The sequence below is a fragment of the Corynebacterium sp. UMB10119B genome (genome assembly GCF_030228125.1).
GTDB classification, from domain to species: Bacteria; Actinomycetota; Actinomycetes; order Mycobacteriales; family Mycobacteriaceae; genus Corynebacterium; species Corynebacterium pseudogenitalium.
Genome location: NZ_JASPBG010000005.1, coordinates 59,400 through 76,923, shown reverse-complemented (window position 1 = coordinate 76,923; position 17,524 = coordinate 59,400). Strand labels below are relative to the sequence as shown.

General features: G+C 65.8%; 17 protein-coding genes and 1 pseudogene. 9 read left to right on the top strand and 9 right to left on the bottom strand.

What is annotated here, in order from left to right; all coding sequences use genetic code 11:
- Positions 1–12: 12 nt before the first annotated feature.
- Genes QP802_RS05930 through QP802_RS05920 form a run of 3 tightly spaced genes read left to right on the top strand, consistent with a single transcriptional unit; the run spans position 13 to position 2,387 of the window.
- Positions 13–894 carry a metal ABC transporter solute-binding protein, Zn/Mn family gene (locus tag QP802_RS05930; protein WP_246814914.1) on the top strand — a complete coding sequence of 294 codons (882 nt, stop codon included), beginning with the start codon at positions 13–15 and terminating at the stop codon, positions 892–894.
- Positions 894–1,574, top strand: a complete 681-nt coding sequence (locus tag QP802_RS05925; RefSeq protein ID WP_070478104.1) for a metal ABC transporter ATP-binding protein — start codon at positions 894–896, stop codon at positions 1,572–1,574. The genes QP802_RS05930 and QP802_RS05925 overlap by 1 nt, the downstream gene beginning before the upstream one ends.
- Positions 1,575–2,387 carry a metal ABC transporter permease gene (locus QP802_RS05920; RefSeq protein WP_070478106.1) on the top strand — a complete coding sequence of 271 codons (813 nt, stop codon included), beginning with the start codon at positions 1,575–1,577 and terminating at the stop codon, positions 2,385–2,387. It abuts the gene before it with no gap.
- On the opposite strand, the gene rlmB is transcribed toward QP802_RS05920, so the two are convergent.
- From rlmB to QP802_RS05895, 5 genes are read right to left on the bottom strand one after another with little or no spacing between them, the layout of a single operon-like run.
- Entirely contained in the window at positions 2,369–3,307 is a 939-nt protein-coding gene (gene rlmB, locus QP802_RS05915; protein WP_070478108.1) for a 23S rRNA (guanosine(2251)-2'-O)-methyltransferase RlmB, read from the bottom strand. The genes QP802_RS05920 and rlmB overlap by 19 nt on opposite strands.
- Positions 3,307–4,701 carry a cysteine--tRNA ligase gene (cysS, locus tag QP802_RS05910; RefSeq protein ID WP_256008624.1) on the bottom strand — a complete coding sequence of 465 codons (1,395 nt, stop codon included), beginning with the start codon at positions 4,699–4,701 and terminating at the stop codon, positions 3,307–3,309. Before cysS ends, rlmB begins: the two co-directional genes overlap by 1 nt.
- Positions 4,702–4,706: 5 nt before the next feature.
- On the bottom strand, positions 4,707–5,198 hold the full coding sequence (gene ispF, locus QP802_RS05905) for a 2-C-methyl-D-erythritol 2,4-cyclodiphosphate synthase (protein WP_070975544.1): 492 nt from the start codon (positions 5,196–5,198) through the stop codon (positions 4,707–4,709).
- Positions 5,199–5,208: 10 nt separating this feature from the next.
- Positions 5,209–5,934 carry a 2-C-methyl-D-erythritol 4-phosphate cytidylyltransferase gene (gene ispD, locus QP802_RS05900; protein WP_070975545.1) on the bottom strand — a complete coding sequence of 242 codons (726 nt, stop codon included), beginning with the start codon at positions 5,932–5,934 and terminating at the stop codon, positions 5,209–5,211.
- A gap of 14 nt (positions 5,935–5,948) precedes the next feature.
- Positions 5,949–6,545, bottom strand: coding sequence for a CarD family transcriptional regulator (locus tag QP802_RS05895; RefSeq protein WP_070361918.1), 597 nt, complete (start codon positions 6,543–6,545; stop codon positions 5,949–5,951).
- A 210-nt stretch (positions 6,546–6,755) separates the two neighbouring features.
- On the opposite strand from QP802_RS05895, the gene QP802_RS05890 reads away from it, so the two are divergent.
- The 3 genes from QP802_RS05890 to disA are packed head-to-tail and all read left to right on the top strand — an operon-like array spanning position 6,756 to position 9,729.
- Positions 6,756–7,295: a hypothetical protein gene (locus tag QP802_RS05890; RefSeq protein ID WP_070361917.1), complete on the top strand. Its 540-nt coding sequence runs from the start codon at positions 6,756–6,758 to the stop codon at positions 7,293–7,295.
- Between the two features lie 6 nt (positions 7,296–7,301).
- Complete coding sequence (gene radA / locus QP802_RS05885; protein ID WP_284817824.1) at positions 7,302–8,690, top strand: DNA repair protein RadA; 1,389 nt, start codon at positions 7,302–7,304, stop codon at positions 8,688–8,690.
- The gene (gene disA / locus QP802_RS05880) at positions 8,683–9,729 is read left to right on the top strand and encodes a DNA integrity scanning diadenylate cyclase DisA (RefSeq protein WP_070361915.1); all 1,047 of its coding nucleotides are present in this window, start codon (positions 8,683–8,685) and stop codon (positions 9,727–9,729) included. The genes radA and disA overlap by 8 nt, the downstream gene beginning before the upstream one ends.
- Here the strand turns inward: disA and QP802_RS05875 are convergent.
- A complete protein-coding gene (locus QP802_RS05875) occupies positions 9,726–10,418 on the bottom strand; it encodes a hypothetical protein (protein WP_070478114.1) in 693 nt (230 codons plus the stop codon). The two genes, disA and QP802_RS05875, sit on opposite strands and share 4 nt — an antisense overlap.
- A gap of 5 nt (positions 10,419–10,423) precedes the next feature.
- Positions 10,424–11,032, bottom strand: coding sequence for a carbonic anhydrase (locus tag QP802_RS05870; RefSeq protein WP_070361913.1), 609 nt, complete (start codon positions 11,030–11,032; stop codon positions 10,424–10,426).
- Between the two features lie 19 nt (positions 11,033–11,051).
- Between QP802_RS05870 and QP802_RS05865 the strand changes: the two genes are divergently transcribed.
- On the top strand, positions 11,052–11,954 hold the full coding sequence (locus QP802_RS05865) for an HhH-GPD family protein (protein ID WP_284817820.1): 903 nt from the start codon (positions 11,052–11,054) through the stop codon (positions 11,952–11,954).
- Here the strand turns inward: QP802_RS05865 and QP802_RS05860 are convergent.
- A complete protein-coding gene (locus QP802_RS05860; protein WP_071565885.1) occupies positions 11,933–12,103 on the bottom strand; it encodes a DUF4236 domain-containing protein in 171 nt (56 codons plus the stop codon). The genes QP802_RS05865 and QP802_RS05860 overlap by 22 nt on opposite strands.
- 28 nt (positions 12,104–12,131) lie before the next feature.
- Between QP802_RS05860 and zupT the strand changes: the two are divergent.
- Positions 12,132–12,898, top strand: a pseudogene (zupT, locus tag QP802_RS05855) (zinc transporter ZupT).
- A 42-nt stretch (positions 12,899–12,940) separates the two neighbouring features.
- Entirely contained in the window at positions 12,941–14,332 is a 1,392-nt protein-coding gene (locus QP802_RS05850; protein ID WP_284817819.1) for an alpha/beta fold hydrolase, read from the top strand.
- 430 nt (positions 14,333–14,762) lie between these two features.
- Here QP802_RS05850 and QP802_RS05845 read toward each other — a convergent pair whose 3' ends face one another.
- Positions 14,763–17,522, bottom strand: a complete 2,760-nt coding sequence (locus QP802_RS05845) for an ATP-dependent Clp protease ATP-binding subunit (protein WP_284817817.1) — start codon at positions 17,520–17,522, stop codon at positions 14,763–14,765.
- Between the last annotated feature and the right edge of the window lie 2 nt (positions 17,523–17,524).

Here is a 17,524-nt window from a genome sequence, read left to right as displayed (position 1 = left end):
ACAATGGCGGCCATGTTTTCACGACGCTTCATTGGCATCCTTGCTGCATCGACGCTCGCACTGAGCGCCTGCAGCAGCACTGACAGCACCGGCGACACCGCAGCTGATGCCGCCGACGGCCAGATCGTGGCCACGACGCAGGTGTGGGCGGACGTCGCGAGCCTGGTGACGGGCCAGGACGTCCCCGCGATCATCTCGAATACCTCGGTGGACCCGCACGACTACGAGCCGACGGCCGCCGACCTGGCGCAGGTGGCGAAGGCAGTGCTCGTGGTGGCCAACGGCGGCGCATACGACGCCCGCATCTACGACGCGGCGGAGGACGCGAACGTGATCTCCGCACTGCCGCTGACGGAGGCGCACGAGCACGAGCACGGTGAGCATGGCCATGACGACCACGACCATGAGGGCCACGACCATGACCACGCCCACGAGGAAAACGAGCACATCTGGTACTCCACCGCGGCGATCGCGAAGGTGGGCGCGGACCTCGCGCAGCGCACTGATGGCAGCACGGACGCGCTCGACGGGAAGCTCGAGCAGCTGCAGACGAAGCTGGACAGCCTCAAGGCAGCCCGCGTGGCGCAGACGCACCCAATCGCGGACGCGATCATCGAGGAGTCCGCGCTCGAGGACGTCACTCCGGAGTCGTTCCGGCACGCAACGCTGAACCACTCGGAGCCGTCCTCGGCGGCGCTCGCGGAGTTCATCGCTGCACTCGAGTCCGGCGAAATCGACATCCTGATTAACAACCCGCAGAGCCCGAACGGTGTCTCCGACAAGCTGGTTGAGGTGGCGAAGGCCAACAACGTGAAGGTCGTCGACATTTACGAGACCCCGCCGAACGGCGAGAACTTCTTCGACTACTTTGCCAAGGCGCTTGACGAGCTCTAATGCTGCACCTGACCAACGCCTCTTGTGATCCCCTGTGGCACGACATCAACCTCGATGTCGCCGCGGGGGAATTTGTCGCTGTGCTGGGCCCGAACGGCAGCGGCAAGTCCACGCTGCTCGGCACGATCCTGGGTACACGCAAGCTCAGCTCGGGCACCATCACGGCGCCGAAGAACATCGGGTTCATCCCGCAGCAGCGCATGTTCCCGCCGGAACTGCCGGTGCGGGTTCGCGATCTGGTGTCGCTCTCGCTTGAGCACCGTCCGCTGCGTCGGCCGAGGAAGGGGGACGTCGATAAACTGCTGGACAGCGTGGGCGCGCTCCACCTTGCCGACGCCCGCGTGGGCACCCTGTCGGGCGGCCAGCAGCAGCTGGTGCGACAGGCGCAGGCCTTTGCGAAGCAGCCCGATCTCATCCTTGCCGACGAGCCCCTGCTCTCCCTGGACGTGGCGCGCCAGCGCGACTTCGTGTCCCGGCTGCACGCCGCGAAGGTCGCGGTGGTGATGGTGACGCACTCCATCGATCCGGTGATCGACATCGTGGACACGGTGCTCTACCTGGGCCCGCACGGGCACGTGGTCGGCAGTGCCGACGAGGTGCTGCGCTCCGAGGTGCTCAGCGAGCTGTACGGCGCTCCGGTGGAGGTCGTGCGTGTGGGTGGGAAGACGGTGATCCTGTAAATGCTGGAGCAAACGCAGTACCTGCTCGGGTTCGATTTCGTGATCGTTGCGCTGATTGCCTGCGCGATGCTGGGCGTGCTCTCGGGTGTGATCGCGCCGCTGATCGTGATGCGGAAAATGTCATTCGCGGTGCACGCTACTTCTGAGTTGGCGTTGATGGGTGCCGCGGTTGCGCTCGTGACGGGCCTGAACCTCAGCTTGGGGGCCGTCGTCGGCTCGATTGTGGCGGCGATCGTGCTCGTGCTTTTGGGGCTTCGCAGCGATACGGATTCGTCTGTGGGCGTGGTGATGAGCTTCGGCATGGGTATCTCCGTGCTGTGCATCCACCTCTACCCCGGCAACTCCACCACGGCGATGGCGCTGCTCACCGGCCAGATCGTCGGGGTGAGCAGGGAGAACCTCGGGGTGCTGACTGCCACCACGCTGCTAGTCGTGGTGGCCGTGATGGTGCTGTGGCGGCCGCTGCTGTTCGCCTCCGTAGACCCGGAGATGGCGGCCGCCAGCGGGGTACGCGTGAAGATGCTGGCCACGCTGTTCGCCATCCTGCTCGGCATGGCGGCCGCCCAGACCGTGCAGATCGTGGGCGTGCTGCTGGTGATGGCGCTGCTGATCACGCCCGGCGCGTCCGCGGTGGCCATTACGGCGCGGCCCGCGGCGGCGGTGGCGTGGTCTGTGCTCTTCGCGGAGCTCGCCGCCGTGGGCGGCATGCTGCTCTCGCTGGCGCCCGGCCTGCCGGTGAGTGTGATGGTGGCGTTCGTGTCCTTCGCCATCTACCTCGTGTGCCGGGCGGTGGGCTACTTCACGCGGCGCTGACGTGCGAACTCGCTGAGCACCACGCCGGCCGCGACGGAGGCGTTCAGGGACTCTACCCAGTCGGTCGTCGGGATGGACATGATCACGTCGCAGTTTTCCCGCACGAGCCTGGAGATGCCCTTGCCCTCCGAGCCGACGACGATGACTACCGGGTCGGTGGCGCCCTCGAAAGTGTCCAGTGTGTGCTCGCCGCCCGCGTCGAGGCCCACGACCATGTAGCCGTTGTCCTTGAACTGCTTGACAGTACGGGTCACGTTGGTCACACGCGCGACAGGCAGGCGAGCCGCTGTGCCCGCCGAGGTACGCCACGCCACGCCCGTCACCTGCGCGGAGCGGCGCTCCGGGATGATCACGCCGTGGCCGCCGAACGCGGCCGTCGAGCGGATCACCGCGCCAAGGTTGCGCGGGTCGGTGATGTTGTCCAGGATGACGAACATGCCGGTCTCCCCGCGGTCCGCCACACCCGCGACCAGGTCGAAGACGTCCGCGTACTTGTACGGCTGGATCTTCAGCCCGATACCCTGGTGCATGCCGTTGCCGGTCATCATGTCCAAGTCGTGGCGGTCCACCTCCTGCACCGGGATGTTGCGGGAGTTCGCCAGGGTGACGGCCTCGCTGAGGCGGTCGTCGTGCCCGGTGCCGCGTGCCACGAACAGCGCCTCGGCTGGCACCTTGGCGTGCAGGCACTCCACGACGGGGTTGCGGCCAACAACCATGTCCGGCAGCTCGCGCTCGTGGCGGCCCTGGTCGCGGCGCTTGCGCTCCAGCTTGCGCTTGTGCGCCGCGTGGTAGACGCGGTCCTCGGCCTTCGGGGTTGCGCCCTTGCCGCGCAGCCCGCGGCGACGCTGCCCGCCCGAGCCCTTCGTGGCGGTCTTCTTGTTCTTCTTCTGCTTATCGGGGCGGTGGTATGGCTTGGCCATTAGTTCTCCTTCAGTTGCCACTGCGCGCCGTCGGCGGTGTCGGTGACCTCGATGCCTGCGGCGGCAAGGCGGTCACGCACGGCATCGGCCGCGGCCCAGTCCTTCTCGGCACGCGCGGCGGCCCGGCGCTCAAGCTCGGCACCAACCAACACATCAAGTGCCTCGGTTACTCCATTATTTTTCGACGCCCCATCGTCCCACACACCGGGGTCCACACCCAACACCGCGGCCATCGCACGCACCTGAGCAGCCAACTCGCCAGCCCTGGCGGTGTCGTGCGCGGCGAGCGCCTTGTTGCCTTCGCGGACCACGTTGTGGATTTCGGCGAGCGCGCGGGGCACGGAGAAGTCGTCGTCTAGCGCCTGGGCGAAGCCTTCCGTCCAGGTGGTCGACTCGGGCGTGCCGGCGCGATGCACGAAGTCCTCGATGCGGCGGTAGCCCGCCGCGGCCTCCTGCAGCGCCTCCGGCGAATACTCCAGCACGCTGCGATAGTGCGCGGATCCCAGGTAGTAGCGCAGCTCCACCGGGCGCACGGCGTCCAGCATGTTGTCGATGCTCAGCACGTTACCCAGCGACTTCGACATCTTCTCGCCCGCCATGGTCACCCAGTGGTTGTGCATCCAGTACTGGGCGAAGCCATCACCCGCGGCGTGGGACTGCGCCTGCTCGTTTTCGTGGTGCGGGAACTGCAGGTCCAGACCGCCGCCGTGAATGTCGAACTCGGCGCCCAGGTACCAAGTGGACATGGCGGAGCACTCCAGGTGCCAGCCGGGGCGGCCGTCGCCCCACGGGGTCGGCCAGCTCGGCTCGCCCGGCTTGGCGGCCTTCCACAGTGCAAAGTCGTGGCTGCCGCGCTTGCCGTGCACGTCACTTTCGCCCTGGTTCATCTCCTCGACACGGTTGCCGGACAGGGAACCGTAGTCGTCGCTCGCCTTCGTCCAGGCGGCCACGTCGAAGTAGACGGAGCCCTCGGAGGCGTAGGCGAAGCCGGCGTCGATAAGCCGCTGCATGTAGTCGACCATCTGGGTGACGTGGCCCGTGGCGCGCGGCTCGACAGACGGTGGCAGCACGCCGAGGGTGTTGTAGGCACGCGTGAACTCGCGCTCGTACGTGCTGACCCACTCCCACCACGGCCGATCGTGCTCGGCGGCCTTGTTTAAGATCTTGTCATCGATGTCGGTGACGTTGCGCACGAACGCGACGTCGTAGCCCTTGGCCGCGAACCAGCGGCGCACAATGTCGAACGCCACCCCCGAGCGCAAGTGCCCGATATGCGGGGCGGACTGTGGCGTGGCCCCGCACAAGTAGATGGAAACGTGGCCCTCACGCAGCGGGCGGAATGGACGCAGCGTGCGCGTCGCGGTGTCAAAAATCTGTTGGGTCTCGGCAGTCACGGCCCTTAGCTTAGTGCAACCAGCGCAGTAGCGACGGCAGCGCGCCCCTCACCCGAACCGGTGAAACCCATGTGGTCCGTCGTAGTCGCCGACACCGACACCGGGGCACCGAGCGCCTCCGAAAGCACGCGCTGCGCCTCCTCGCGCACCGGGCCCATCTTCGGGGTCTGGCCAATCATCTGCACCGACACGTTGATCACCTGGTGGCCATGCTCCGCGAGCAGCTCGCGCAGCTCATTGAGCAGCTGTGTGCCCCGCACCCCGTCATACTCCGGCCGACCCACCCCGACGAAGGACCCCAGGTCCCCCAAGCCCGTCGCTGAAAGCACCGCATCCACCACGGCATGGCTGACAACATCGCCGTCCGAGTGTCCCTCGCAGCCGTCTTGGCCCTCGTGGAGGATGCCCGCGATCCAGCACGGCTTCCCGGCCTCGATCTGGTGCGCGTCAAACGCTGTACCGACCCTGAACTGTGGAAAATCTGTGTGCGACGTCATGCGCGCAAGCCTACCGCGTACTCCCCGACGGCACCTCGAAGATTGTCGGCTCAGCCTCGTCCGTAATGCTCTGCGCCAGGCGCATGTCAATCGGCGTGGTGATCTTAAACGCCATCGGGTCCCCCTGTACCGTGTGCACGTCCACGCCGAACCACTCCATCAGGCTCGCGTCATCCGTGGCGACGAAGTCTGGCGTCCCTTCGTAGTACGCGCGGTTCGCGGCGAGCAAGGTACGCAGGTCAAAGCCCTGTGGCGTTTGCACTGCCCGCAGCGTCGAGCGATCCGGGGTGCCGACGACGCGCCCAGCTGCGTCGATCTCCTTAATGGTGTCGACGACCGGCAGCACCGGCACCACCGCGTCCGCGCCCTCGAGCACGGCGCGGGCGACGCGCGCGATCATACCGGGCGGGGTCAGGGCCCGGGCGGCGTCGTGAATGAGCACGCAGGCGTCCTCGTGCTCGATCGCCTTGAGGCCCTCGTAGATAGAATCGGCGCGCTCCGCGCCCCCATGCACGAAGCGGACGTCGTGGCCTCGCAGCGTGGTGCGCGCGATCTCCTCCATCTCGGGGCTGACCACCACGATGATCGAGTCCACGACCTCAGCGGTCTCCATCGCGGTCACCGAGCGCTCCAGCAGGCTGCGACCGCGCAGCGGCACAAACGCCTTCGGCACGCTCGCCCCGAGCCGCGTGCCCTTGCCTGCCGCGGCAACGACGGCCACTACCCTGCGAGACATTTGGCTACGTCCCGCTACTTCTCGTCGTCCTCATCGTCGTCGAAGCTGAGGTCATCCAGGTCGATGTCATCCTCGTCCTCAACCACCACGTCAGGCGCGAAGGAAATACCGGCCTTGACCTGCTCCTCAATAATCTTGCGGACGCCCTCTTCCAGCTCCTCGACCTTCTTCTCGTCGACTGGCTCCGCCAGCGCGAGTTCGCCGACGAGGATCTGGCGCGCCTTGCCCAGCATGCGCTTCTCGCCCGCAGACAGGCCCTTGCCCTGGTCACGGCGCCACAGGTCGCGGACAACCTCCGCCACCTTATTAATGTCACCGGACGCGAGGCGCTCCTGGTTCGCCTTGTAGCGGCGGGACCAGTTGCCGGCCTCCTCGACGTCGGTCTCGCGCAGCACCGAGAAGACCTTCTCCAGGCCCTCCTTGCCGACGACGTCGCGCACACCGACAAGCTCGGTGTTCTTTACAGGAACGCGGACCTCAAGGTCCGACTGGAGGATTTGCAGTACGAGAAAGTCGAGCGTTTCTCCGCCAATTTCGCGCTGCTCGATGTCGGCGATGCGTGCCGCACCATGATGCGGATAGACAACCACTTCTCCGACTTTGAATTCCATGAACACTCCTTGAGGATGACAACCGGCTCAGTAACCTCACCACCCTACCATTACGGGCCGTAATGGGGACGCGCACCCGCGATGCGCCGAACTCAACTAAAGTTTAACCCCACCCGCGCCGCCTGGGCCTGGTACGCGTGAGGAAACTGTGAAAAGTCTAGGTCCAGGCGCTAGGGTTGTGCGGAGAAACATATATGTGAAACAAGAACGATGGAGGACACCCACGTGAAGTCCCTGAAGCCGGTTTTCGCACTCGCAACCGCACTGCTCATGGCCGGATGCTCCGCAGGCCAAATCACTCAGACCTCTGACCAGGTGGCTGCAGTTGACGGCGCCAACGTCGAAACCGAGAACGGCGAGCTGGCCGTACAGGACGTCACCGTCGTCCTCGACGAGACCGGCTCCGCAGCACTGAAGTTCAGCGCGCTGAACCAGGACACGTCGATGACGTCGCACTCGCTGCGTTCCGTTTCCGTTGACGGCACCCCGGTCAGCATCGAATCCTCGAAGGAAATCGGCTACAACTGCGTGCTTGTTGGTGACTCCGCTGCAGGCTTGGACCGCATGCCGCAGGATGACGGCAAGAACTGCATCGAGTACATCCGCACCGCCCTGCCGAACGACAGCTTCGCGTACGGCGGCACCGTGCCTGTGACCTTCACGTTCGACACCGGCACCCTCGAGGTCAACGCCCCGGTTTCCGCTCCGCTGCTGCCTTCCGGCCAGGTCCACCGCGACCTGAACAAGTAAGGCTCTATGGCGAAGAAGCCTCGGGTGATCCACACCTGTTCCGAGTGTGGATACTCCTCTCCTAAGTGGCTTGGCCGCTGCCCTGAATGCGGCTCTTGGGGGACATTGCAAGAATCAGCGCCGGTGGTTACCGACACCCGCGCGACGGGGGTCTCCAGTGCGCCGCGTGCCGCTGCACTCACGCCGCAAACGCCTGCGCGCCCAATCACAACTATCGACGCCGCCGCGACCAAGACGGTGCGCTCCGGCATCGGCGAGCTTGACCGGGTGTTGGGCAACGGCGTCGTGCCTGGGTCGGTGGTGCTCATGGCGGGCGAGCCGGGCGTCGGCAAGTCGACGCTGCTGCTTGAGGTGGCCTCGCGCTGGGCGGCGATCGATGGGCGCAAGGCGCTCTACGTCACCGCCGAAGAGTCGGCGGGGCAGGTCCGCGGGCGCGCCGAACGCACCGGCGCACTGCGGGAGCGCCTCTACCTGGCGGCCGAGTCCAACCTGGACATCGTGTTTGGTCACGTGGAGCAGATCAAGCCCTCGCTGCTCATCGTGGACTCGGTACAGACGATGCACGCTCCCGGTGTGGAGGGCGTGCCGGGCGGCGTGGCGCAGTCCCGCGCGGTCACGGCCGCGCTGACCACGCTGGCGAAGACCACTCACCTGCCGATTCTGCTGGTAGGGCACGTGACCAAGGACGGCAACGTCGCGGGCCCGCGAGTGCTCGAGCACCTGGTGGACGTGGTGCTGAACTTCGAGGGCGACCGGCAATCAAGCCTGCGTATGCTGCGCGGCATCAAGAACCGATTTGGCGCGACCGATGAGGTGGGCTGCTTCGAGCAGACCGCCGAGGGGATCCGCGAAGTACCGGACCCGTCCGGGCTGTTCCTCTCCCACCGCGGCCGCACCCCGGATGGTTCCGCGGTGACCGTGGCGATGGACGGGGTGCGCCCAATGCTCGCGGAGGTGCAGGCGCTCACCGTGGACCCGGTGAACAAGTCGCCCCGGCGCGTGGTCACGGGCCTGGACGGCAACCGCGTGCCGATGGTGCTGGCGGTCCTGCAGGCGCGCTGCGGGCAGCGCACGAACGACAAGGACGCCTACGTGGCAACCGTGGGTGGGGTGCGCATCACGGAGACCGCGACCGACCTAGCGGTGGCGCTGGCGACCTGGTCGAGCCTGCACGAGACACCGCTGCCACCAAAGACGGTGGTGATCGGGGAGGTCGGCTTGGCCGGCGAGATCCGGCGGGTGCCAAACCTGGGCCGTCGCCTGCAAGAGGCAGCACGCCTGGGATACGAGCACGCAATCGTGCCCGCGGGCGAGTCACTGCAGGTCCCGGGCCTGCGAATTGAGCAGGTGGCCACGGTTGGCCAGGCTATCGCTACACTTGCACAGCATGAGTGATGACACGATGCGCGCCGCCCTCGAGCGCCTCGCCCCCGGCACCGCACTTCGCGACGGCCTCGAGCGAATCCAACGTGGCCACACCGGTGGCCTCATCGTCCTCGGCGACGGGCCGGAGGTCGTCGAGATTTGCGACGGCGGCATCGCCTTCGACGTCGCCTTCCAGCCACCGCTGCTGCGCGAGCTGTGCAAGATGGACGGCGCCGTCGTTTTATCCGCCGACGGCTCCCGCATCACCCACGCCAACGTGCAGCTCGTGCCCAGCCCGCACTTCCCCACCAGTGAGTCCGGCACCCGCCACCGCTCCGCGGAACGCACCGCGCTGCAGACCGGCAGGCCGGTCATCTCGGTGTCGGCGTCGATGAATACGGTGACGGTGTACGCGGGTGGGCGTCGCCACCGCTTGGAGGAGCCGGCGGTCCTGATGGGCCGGGCGAACCAGGCACTGTCCACGGTGGAGCGCTATCGCCAGCGCCTCGACATGTCGAACCACCGCCTGTTCGTGGCAGAGATGAACAACTATGCCACCGTCGCCGACGTGCTCAACGTGCTGCAGCGCCAGCTGATGCTCGAGCGCGCCGTCACCGATCTGGAGCTGAGCATTGTGGAGTTGGGTGTCGACGCCCGCCAGCTCAGCCTGCAGCTTTCCGAGCTGGAGGGCAACAACGCCCACGACGTTGAGATGCTGGTGCGCGACTACATCGCGACGACCACCGTGCCCACGGACGAGCAGGTCCACCAGGCCCTCGATGCCTTGGACACCCTGCCGGATTCGGAGCTGCTGAACACGACCACGTTGGCGCGCCAGCTGGGGCTGCCCGCGAACGAGGAGAACCTCGTGCAAGCGCTGATCCCACGTGGCTACCGGGCGCTTGCGCGCGTGCCTCGCGTGCAGAAGTTCTTGATGGATCAGATCGTGGCCGTCTTCGGCACGCTGCCCGCCATTTTGGAGGCGCAGCCGGAAGACTTGAGCTCCGCAGACCACGTGACCAGCCTGTGGGCGCGCCACATCTACGAGGGGTTGCGCCGCCTCAGCTAAGTCAGGTTGAACGGGACTGCGTCGGAGGCGTTGTCGCCGATCACGGTGTGCAGGTAGTAGGACCCAGCTGGTACCGGCTGGCGGTCGGTGCACACGTTCGACTGCGAGCTGGTACCCGACCAGCGGGCTTCAAAGCCACGCTTCGAGTCACGCGGGAACGTCTCCTGACCAGCAAAGACAGGGTCAAAGCAGTCGACGTCGGACCACACGCGGTTGTTGGTAGCCATGTCGTAGACTTCAAAACGCATGATGTTGGTGTCCAGGTCGATGACGCAGTCCGCGTCCGTCGGGTTCTGCACTTCCATGTAGAACACCGGCTGCTCCCCTACCGCGTACGACGGCTGGTTTGTCGACGCCACCACACGCAAATCCTTCAGCTCACATGTGCCTGATGGGGCAGCCTGCGTGTGCTCTGCTGACGAGGTCGGCTCGGTCGGCTCACCGGATGCGCTTTCCTTTGCAGTTTCGGACTCACTCGGCGTCGCGGCACCCGGTTCCGGCACCGTCGGCTCCGTGACAGGCGTGGTGGTGGGCGAAGTGGACGTCGATACGTCGGCGTCGCCGCCGCCTGAGCGCGCCATAGCGCTCAACCCCCACACCAGGAACACCACGAGCACCAACAACGCAACGAGCGCCGCAACGCGGCGGCGCCGGTAGATCTCGGGAGGAAGCGGATGCTGGTTAGTCATGCCCCTTACTCTATACCGAAGTTTTCCATGGTCGGGTGAACCTGGCCATCGGCAAGTTGGTAGCGTGCCGCAACCACGCCGACAGTGCCGTTCGCCAAACGCTCCGCGAGCACGGGCACGCGCTCAATGAGGTGCTGCGCGCTCAAGTTCGCGTGGGTGACCTCAACATCCTTCGGGTCACGCGTGGGCGACTGAAGCACCGACGGCACGATCTTCTCCACGAACACGCGCACCAACCCGTCCGGGACTTCCTCCGTCTCCACCGCGTTGAGCGCCGTACCGACCGCGCCACAGGACTCATGCGACAGGAACATCACCAGCGGCACATTCAGCCCTTCCACCGCGTACTCGACGGAGGCGGACACCGCGGCGTCGACGCAACCGCCCGCTGTGCGGATGACGAAAATGTCGCCGAAGCCGACGTCGAAAAGCAGCTCAACTGGGACACGCGAATCCGAGCAGGCGACGACGGCGGCGATGGGGTTCTGGCCGTCGCGGAGCTGTTCGCGCCACGTGGGGTCGCGGTGCGGGTGCGTCTCCTGGCTTGCAACGAATCGTTCATTTCCTGCCTTGAGGAGTTCCCACACCTCACGAGGCGTCTTTTCTGTACTCATAGGCTATATTTTGGCAGAGATGACTGAGGATGTGGCCAAAATTCGAACAAACCTCCAACCCGCCGAGATTATCCCGTGGTACCGCGCCAACGCGCGTGAGCTTCCGTGGCGCGCACCAGGCACAAGCGCGTGGGGCGTGCTACTCAGCGAGGTGATGAGCCACCAGACGCAGGTGGCGCGCGTCGCCCCCATCTGGGAGGAATGGATGCGCCGCTGGCCCACCCCGGAGGCCTTCGCAGCCGCCGGCGCCGACGAGGTGCTGCGCGCCTGGGGCAGCCTCGGCTACCCGCGCCGCGCGCTGCGTCTGCTGGAGTGCGCGCGAGTGATCACTGAGCTTCATGACGGCCACGTCCCCCGCAGCGTGGAGGAGCTGCTGGCACTGCCCGGCATCGGCGATTACACGGCCCGCGCAGTGGCCTGCTTTGCCTACGGGGAAAACGTGCCGGTGGTGGACACGAACGTGCGCCGGGTGGTCGCGCGCGCCGAGCGTGGTAGGCCCGTCGCGCACCCGCGCAAGGCGGAGCTCCAGGAGGTGGCGGCACTGCTGCCCGCCGACGATTTGGAGTGGGACGGCCCAACCTTTTCGGTCGGCCTGATGGAGCTCGGCGCCCTCGTGTGCACCGCCACAAACCCGGACTGCGGGGCGTGCCCGGTCAGCCGCTGCGCGTGGGTGGCAGCGGGCAAGCCAGAGCCGAACCCGGAGGAGCAGCGCAAGAAGAAGACACAGCGCTTCGCAGGCACCGACCGGCAGGTGCGCGGCAAGATCATGCGGGTGCTGCGCGGCGCGTCCGCACCCGTGCCGCAACGCGACATCGACGTGGTGTGGCCCGATGCAGCGCAACGCTCCCGCGCGCTATTTTCACTGCTTGAGGACGGCCTCGCCGTCCAAGACGACGCCGGCTACTTCCACCTACCGCGGTAATTGAACCCACCGGGCAGCTTCACCCACACGCCACCGCGCGAGTTGAATGTGACAGGGCCGACCTTCGTGGAAGCCGAAGCACCAGACTTGGAGAAGTTCAGCCACGAGTTCTTACTCACCTTGTGCTTCTTGCGATAATAAATTCCCATGCGCTCAGACTACACATAGACTGTTCGCATGACTTCGAGCGTTTTGATCGCATTCGCGATGACCCTGTTGGCCGGCATCTCCACCGGCATCGGCGGGGTTGTTGTGGCGCTCAAGTCCACCATTGGTGACAGGTTCCTCGCTGGCAGCCTGGGGTTCTCCGCTGGCGTGATGGTCTACATCTCACTCGCGGAGCTGCTCCCCGCGGGCATTGACGCCCTCGACCAGGGCCGCGCGATCCTCGGGTTCTTCGGCGGGGTGGCGCTGATCGCGGTGATCGACAAGCTGGTGCCGCACGACATCAACCCGCACGAAAGCATCCAGGGCGACGAGGACAAACGCGCCCAAGCGATGCGGCGCGCAGGCGTGATCACCGGCGTGGCAATCGCGCTGCACAACTTCCCCGAGGGCTTCGCCACCTTCATGTCCGCGCTCGCCGACCCGTACCTGGCCATCCCGATCGCCGTCGCGATCGCGCTGCACAACATCCCTGAGGGCGTCGCCGTCGCCGTCCCACTTCGCGAGGCCACCGGCCGACGCTGGTGGGCCGCCGGGTGGGCCACCCTCTCAGGGCTAGCGGAACCGCTCGGCGCACTCGTCGGCTTCCTCATCCTCGCGCCTTTCATGGGGCCAACCACGATGGGCTACTCCTTCGCGGTGATCGCCGGGATCATGGTGTTCATCAGCTTCGACAAGCTGCTGCCGAACGCGATTGCTACCGGGCACCACCACTACGCGTCTACGGCGTCATGAGCGGCATGGCGGTCATGGCCGTCAGCCTCATGCTGCTGCCCTAAGCGCTGTGTGCTGCGAAGTGGCGTCGATTAGTATCTTTCACCATGGTTCATCGTCCTGTGATCTCCGCCGCGTGCGCCCTCGCACTCGCCGCTCCCCTCGCCCCCTCCGCCGCCGCGAGCTCGCTCGACCCGTTGAGCTCCGTGGCGGAGGTGGGCTCCTCCGCCATCAAATCGGCCTTCCGCCCCGCGCCGACAGTCGTGCGCTACGAAACCACCACCGAGTCCGGCACACGCGCGCCAGTTACCGCCACCCTCTACGACAGGGACAACGCGAAGGGGCTCGTCGTCATCGCGCCCGGCACCCGCGGCATGGCCGACCACTGCGCACCCAGCAAGAACACCTCACTGACGTCCTCCGACTCCGGGGCATCCCTCAGCGTCGACTACGAGCGCCCCATGGCCCACATGCTTCTCGACGCCGGCTACCGCGTCATCGTCACCGACTACGTCGGGCTCGGCACCTCAGGCACGCACACGTACCTCAACCGCGTCGACCAGGGACACGCCGTCATCGACGCCGCCCGCTACGCCGCCCACGACGACGAAAAGGTCGCGTTCTGGGGCTACTCCCAAGGCGGCGGCGCATCCGCCGCAGCAGCCGAACTCGTCGCCGACTACGCCCCCGAACTCAACGTGGTCGCCGCATTCGTCGGCGCCCCACCCGCCGATCCACTGGCCGTACTCGAACAGTCCCGCGGGACTCTGATCACCCCAGTCGCCGGTTTCGCCGCCGTCTCCTACTCCTCCACCTACCCCGACTTCCGCGAAGCCCTCTACGCCGAACTCAACGAGGAAGGCGTTCGCACCCTCGACGCCCTGTCCAAGGCGTGCATCCTCGACGCCGTCCGAATCGCACCGAAAGAATTCAACGCTTACACGAAACGTAGCGTCAACCTGGCAGAACTCGCCCACGACAACCCCGTCCTGCGAGCCCGCCTCGACCAGAACAAGCTCGGCCGCGTCCCCACCAAAGTCCCAACGCTGGTGCTCACCAACCCCGACGACGACATGGTCCCCGCCCCACAAGCCGTCCAACTCGCCCGCGACTACTGCGCGCTCGGCTCACCCGTGGAGTACCGCAGCGTCTCTATCCCCGGCACCCGATCCACGCCACTCGACTCCGGGTCCTCCACCACCCCATTCGCAAACCTCGCCGGTGCTGGCCACGCCCTGCCAATCGTCCTCGAGACCGCCCACGTGATCACCTGGCTCGACGAGCGCTTCGACCCACACGCGCCAGCCTTCACCCCGAACTGCAACATCCCCGACAACACCTCCATCAACACCGCCTCGAACTACCAGTACACCGGACCAGTCGCCGACGCCATCCTCTTCGGCATCTTCGCTGTACTCAGCGCTGTAGGTTTAGGCACCTGGCTGGTCGGCTCCGGCCTACCGAACCCGGCCTTGGTGTGGGCGCACCAAATTCGCTGATTTGGGAGCGCGTTTTTGCGTTTCCCCAGGTCGCTGCCGCCGCGCGCGAGGGAATTTGGTGCCTCTTTGGATACATAGAGTGCCAAAGGACGCAATCCTACAAACCACCCCCACCATTCCCGCAGGTCAGAAAAGCGCTAGACGTATAAGGTTGCGTCTATTGACACTGGACCGGCTTCGATGGCACCAAATTCGCTGATTTGGGAGCGCGTTTTTGCGTTTCCCCAGGTCGCTGCCGCCGCGCGAGGGAATTTGGTGCATCTTTGGATGCGCTGAGTGCCAAAGGACGCAATTCTAAAATCCACGGCCTCCATTCTTGCAGGTCAGAAAAGCGCTAGACGTATAAGGTTGCGTCTATTGGCACCAATACCCGCCCCACCAAGACAAAAAGAAAGCCGCACCACCAAGGTGCGGCTTTCCAACCTACTGATTAGACCGGCTCAGGTCCCCGACCATCGGAATCCGAGTCCGAGTCAGGCTCTGACTCAGGCTCCGGGCGCTCGTCTGGGAACTGGGAAGCTTCGGTCTCAGGGGTGCCATCGGAAGGAGCGATGTCACGCACAGCCTTCTCCTCTGGTTCCTCGGACGCGGCGTCCTCACCGAAGGTTTCGGCTGGCAGCGGGCGTGGACGCGGAGTGAACGTGAAGGTTGCCTCCGGCGCAGCCTTGCCGCGCGTGTTGCGGGCGGCTTCGATGTCGCCGTCCCAGCCTTCGACGTCGACGGTGATGATCTCGCCGGCGCCGATCTCGCCGAACAGGATCTTCTCCGAGAGCAAGTCCTCGATTTCGCGCTGGATGGTGCGGCGCAGTGGGCGCGCACCGAGCACCGGGTCGAAGCCGCGGATGGCCAGGAGGTTCTTGGCCTTCTCGGTGAGCTCGATGCCCATGTCCTGCGCAGCCAGGTTGGTGTCCACCCGGCTGATGAGCAGGTCCACCATCTGCACGATTTCTTCCTGGGATAGCTGGCGGAAGACGACGATTTCGTCGATGCGGTTGAGGAACTCTGGTCGGAAGTGCTTCTTCAGCTCGTCGTGGACCTTGTTCTTCATGCGCTCGTACTGGGCGTCGGCGTCGGTGGCGGTGCTGCCAGTGAAGCCAAGGCCGACCGGCTTGGAGATGTCGCCGGTGCCCAGGTTCGAGGTGAAGATGAGCACGGTGTTCTTGAAGTCCACCATGCGGCCCTGCCCGTCGGTGACGTGTCCTTCTTCGAGCACCTGTAGCAGCGTGTTGTAAATCTCCTTGTGTGCCTTTTCGATCTCGTCGAAAAGGACGACGGAGAACGGCTTGCGGCGAACCTTCTCGGTGAGCTGGCCACCCTCCTCGTAGCCGACGTATCCCGGAGGGGCACCGAAGAGGCGGGAGGCGGTGAAGCGGTCGTGGAACTCGCCCATGTCGACCTGGATGAGGGAGTCTTCGTCGCCGAAGAGGAACTCGGCAAGTGCCTTGGACAGCTCCGTCTTACCAACACCGGACGGGCCGGCGAAGATGAAGGAGCCGGATGGGCGCTTCGGGTCCTTGAGCCCGGCGCGGGTGCGTCGGATGGAGCGCGACAGGGCGCGGACTGCTTCGTCCTGGCCGATGATGCGCTTGTGCAGCTCGGTCTCCATGTTGAGCAGGCGCGACGACTCGGACTCGGTGAGTTTGAACACTGGGATGCCGGTCCAGTGCGCGAGCACGTCGGCGATCTGGTCTTCGCCGACCTCGGCGATTTCCTCAAGGTCGTCGGAGCGCCACTTCTTTTCCTTTTCCTTGCGCTCTTCGCCGAGCTTGCGTTCGGTGTCGCGCAGGCCTGCCGCCTTTTCGAAGTCTTGGGCATCGATGGCGGCTTCCTTCTCGCGGCGGACGTCGGCAATGCGCTCGTCGACTTCGCGGAGTTCGGAAGGGGCGGTCATGCGCTTGATGCGCATGCGTGCGCCGGCCTCGTCGAGGAGGTCGACGGCCTTGTCCGGCAGGAAGCGGTCGTTGATGTAGCGGTCCGCCAGGGTGGCTGCGGCCTTGAGCGCGTCGTCGGTGTAGGAGACGCGGTGGTGTGCCTCGTAGCGGTCGCGCAAGCCGCGCAGGATGGTGACGGTGTCCTCAACGGAGGGCTCGTCGACCTGGACGGGCTGGAAGCGACGCTCGAGGGCGGCGTCCTTCTCGATGTGCTTGCGGTACTCGTCGAGCGTGGTCGCACCGATGGTCTGGAGTTCGCCACGTGCCAGTTTCGGCTTCAGCAGCGAGGCGGCGTCGATGGCGCCTTCGGCAGCGCCGGCGCCGACGAGGGTGTGGATCTCGTCGATGAACAGGATGATGTCGCCGCGCTGGTTGATCTCCTTGAGGACCTTCTTCAGGCGTTCCTCGAAGTCACCACGGTAGCGTGAGCCTGCAACCAGGGAGCCGAGGTCCAGGGAGTAGACCTGCTTGTCCTTGAGCGTTTCGGGGACGTTGCCGTTCGCGATGTCGAGGGCGAGGCCCTCCACGACGGCCGTCTTGCCGACGCCCGGCTCACCAATCAGCACCGGGTTGTTCTTGGTGCGGCGCGAGAGCACCTGCATGATGCGCTCGATTTCCTTGTCGCGTCCGACCACCGGGTCGAGCTTGCCCTCGCGGGCTGCTGCGGTGAGGTTGCGGCCGAACTGGTCGAGCACGAGCGAGTTGGAACGCTCGCCCTGCTGGCCCGGGCGCGGCCCACCCATGATGCCTGGGCCCTGGCCGGCGCCCGCGAAGCCCGGACCGCCGCCCTGCGGGGTCTCCGGGTTCTGTGCTTCGCCGCCCTCGTAGCCGGAGAGCAGCTGGATGACCTGCTGGCGCACGCGTGGCAGGTCGGCGCCGAGCTTAATCAGCACCTGGGCTGCGACGCCATCACCCTCCCGGATGAGGCCGAGCAGCAGGAACTCGGTGCCGATGTACTTGTGCCCCATCTGCAGGCCCTCGCGCAGGGAGAGCTCCAGTACCTTCTTGGCGCGTGGGGTAAATGGGATCTGGTCAGTGACTGGCTGCGTGCCGTGTCCGATGATCTCGATGACTTCGGAGCGGACGTCGTCAAGATTGATACCCATGGACTCGAGCGCCTTTGCTGCGACGCCTTCGCCTTCTTTAATAAGCCCGAGCAGGATGTGCTCGGTACCCATGAAGTTATGGTTCAGCTCGCGCGCCTCCTCCTGAGCTAAGACGATGACGCGGCGGGCCCTATCGGTAAACCTCTCAAACAACT

Coding starts and splice junctions, on each gene's coding strand:
- ispF (WP_070975544.1), bottom strand. CDS start 5,198: ATGACGTCGCACACAGATTTTCCACAGTTCAGGGTCGGTACAGCGTTT.
- ispD (WP_070975545.1), bottom strand. CDS start 5,934: ATGTCTCGCAGGGTAGTGGCCGTCGTTGCCGCGGCAGGCAAGGGCACG.
- QP802_RS05895 (WP_070361918.1), bottom strand. CDS start 6,545: ATGGAATTCAAAGTCGGAGAAGTGGTTGTCTATCCGCATCATGGTGCG.
- QP802_RS05850 (WP_284817819.1), top strand. CDS start 12,941: ATGGTTCATCGTCCTGTGATCTCCGCCGCGTGCGCCCTCGCACTCGCC.
- QP802_RS05930 (WP_246814914.1), top strand. CDS start 13: ATGTTTTCACGACGCTTCATTGGCATCCTTGCTGCATCGACGCTCGCA.
- QP802_RS05865 (WP_284817820.1), top strand. CDS start 11,052: ATGACTGAGGATGTGGCCAAAATTCGAACAAACCTCCAACCCGCCGAG.
- QP802_RS05920 (WP_070478106.1), top strand. CDS start 1,575: ATGCTGGAGCAAACGCAGTACCTGCTCGGGTTCGATTTCGTGATCGTT.
- QP802_RS05925 (WP_070478104.1), top strand. CDS start 894: ATGCTGCACCTGACCAACGCCTCTTGTGATCCCCTGTGGCACGACATC.
- radA (WP_284817824.1), top strand. CDS start 7,302: ATGGCGAAGAAGCCTCGGGTGATCCACACCTGTTCCGAGTGTGGATAC.
- disA (WP_070361915.1), top strand. CDS start 8,683: ATGAGTGATGACACGATGCGCGCCGCCCTCGAGCGCCTCGCCCCCGGC.
- QP802_RS05890 (WP_070361917.1), top strand. CDS start 6,756: ATGGAGGACACCCACGTGAAGTCCCTGAAGCCGGTTTTCGCACTCGCA.
- QP802_RS05860 (WP_071565885.1), bottom strand. CDS start 12,103: ATGGGAATTTATTATCGCAAGAAGCACAAGGTGAGTAAGAACTCGTGG.
- QP802_RS05875 (WP_070478114.1), bottom strand. CDS start 10,418: ATGACTAACCAGCATCCGCTTCCTCCCGAGATCTACCGGCGCCGCCGC.
- rlmB (WP_070478108.1), bottom strand. CDS start 3,307: ATGGCCAAGCCATACCACCGCCCCGATAAGCAGAAGAAGAACAAGAAG.
- QP802_RS05870 (WP_070361913.1), bottom strand. CDS start 11,032: ATGAGTACAGAAAAGACGCCTCGTGAGGTGTGGGAACTCCTCAAGGCA.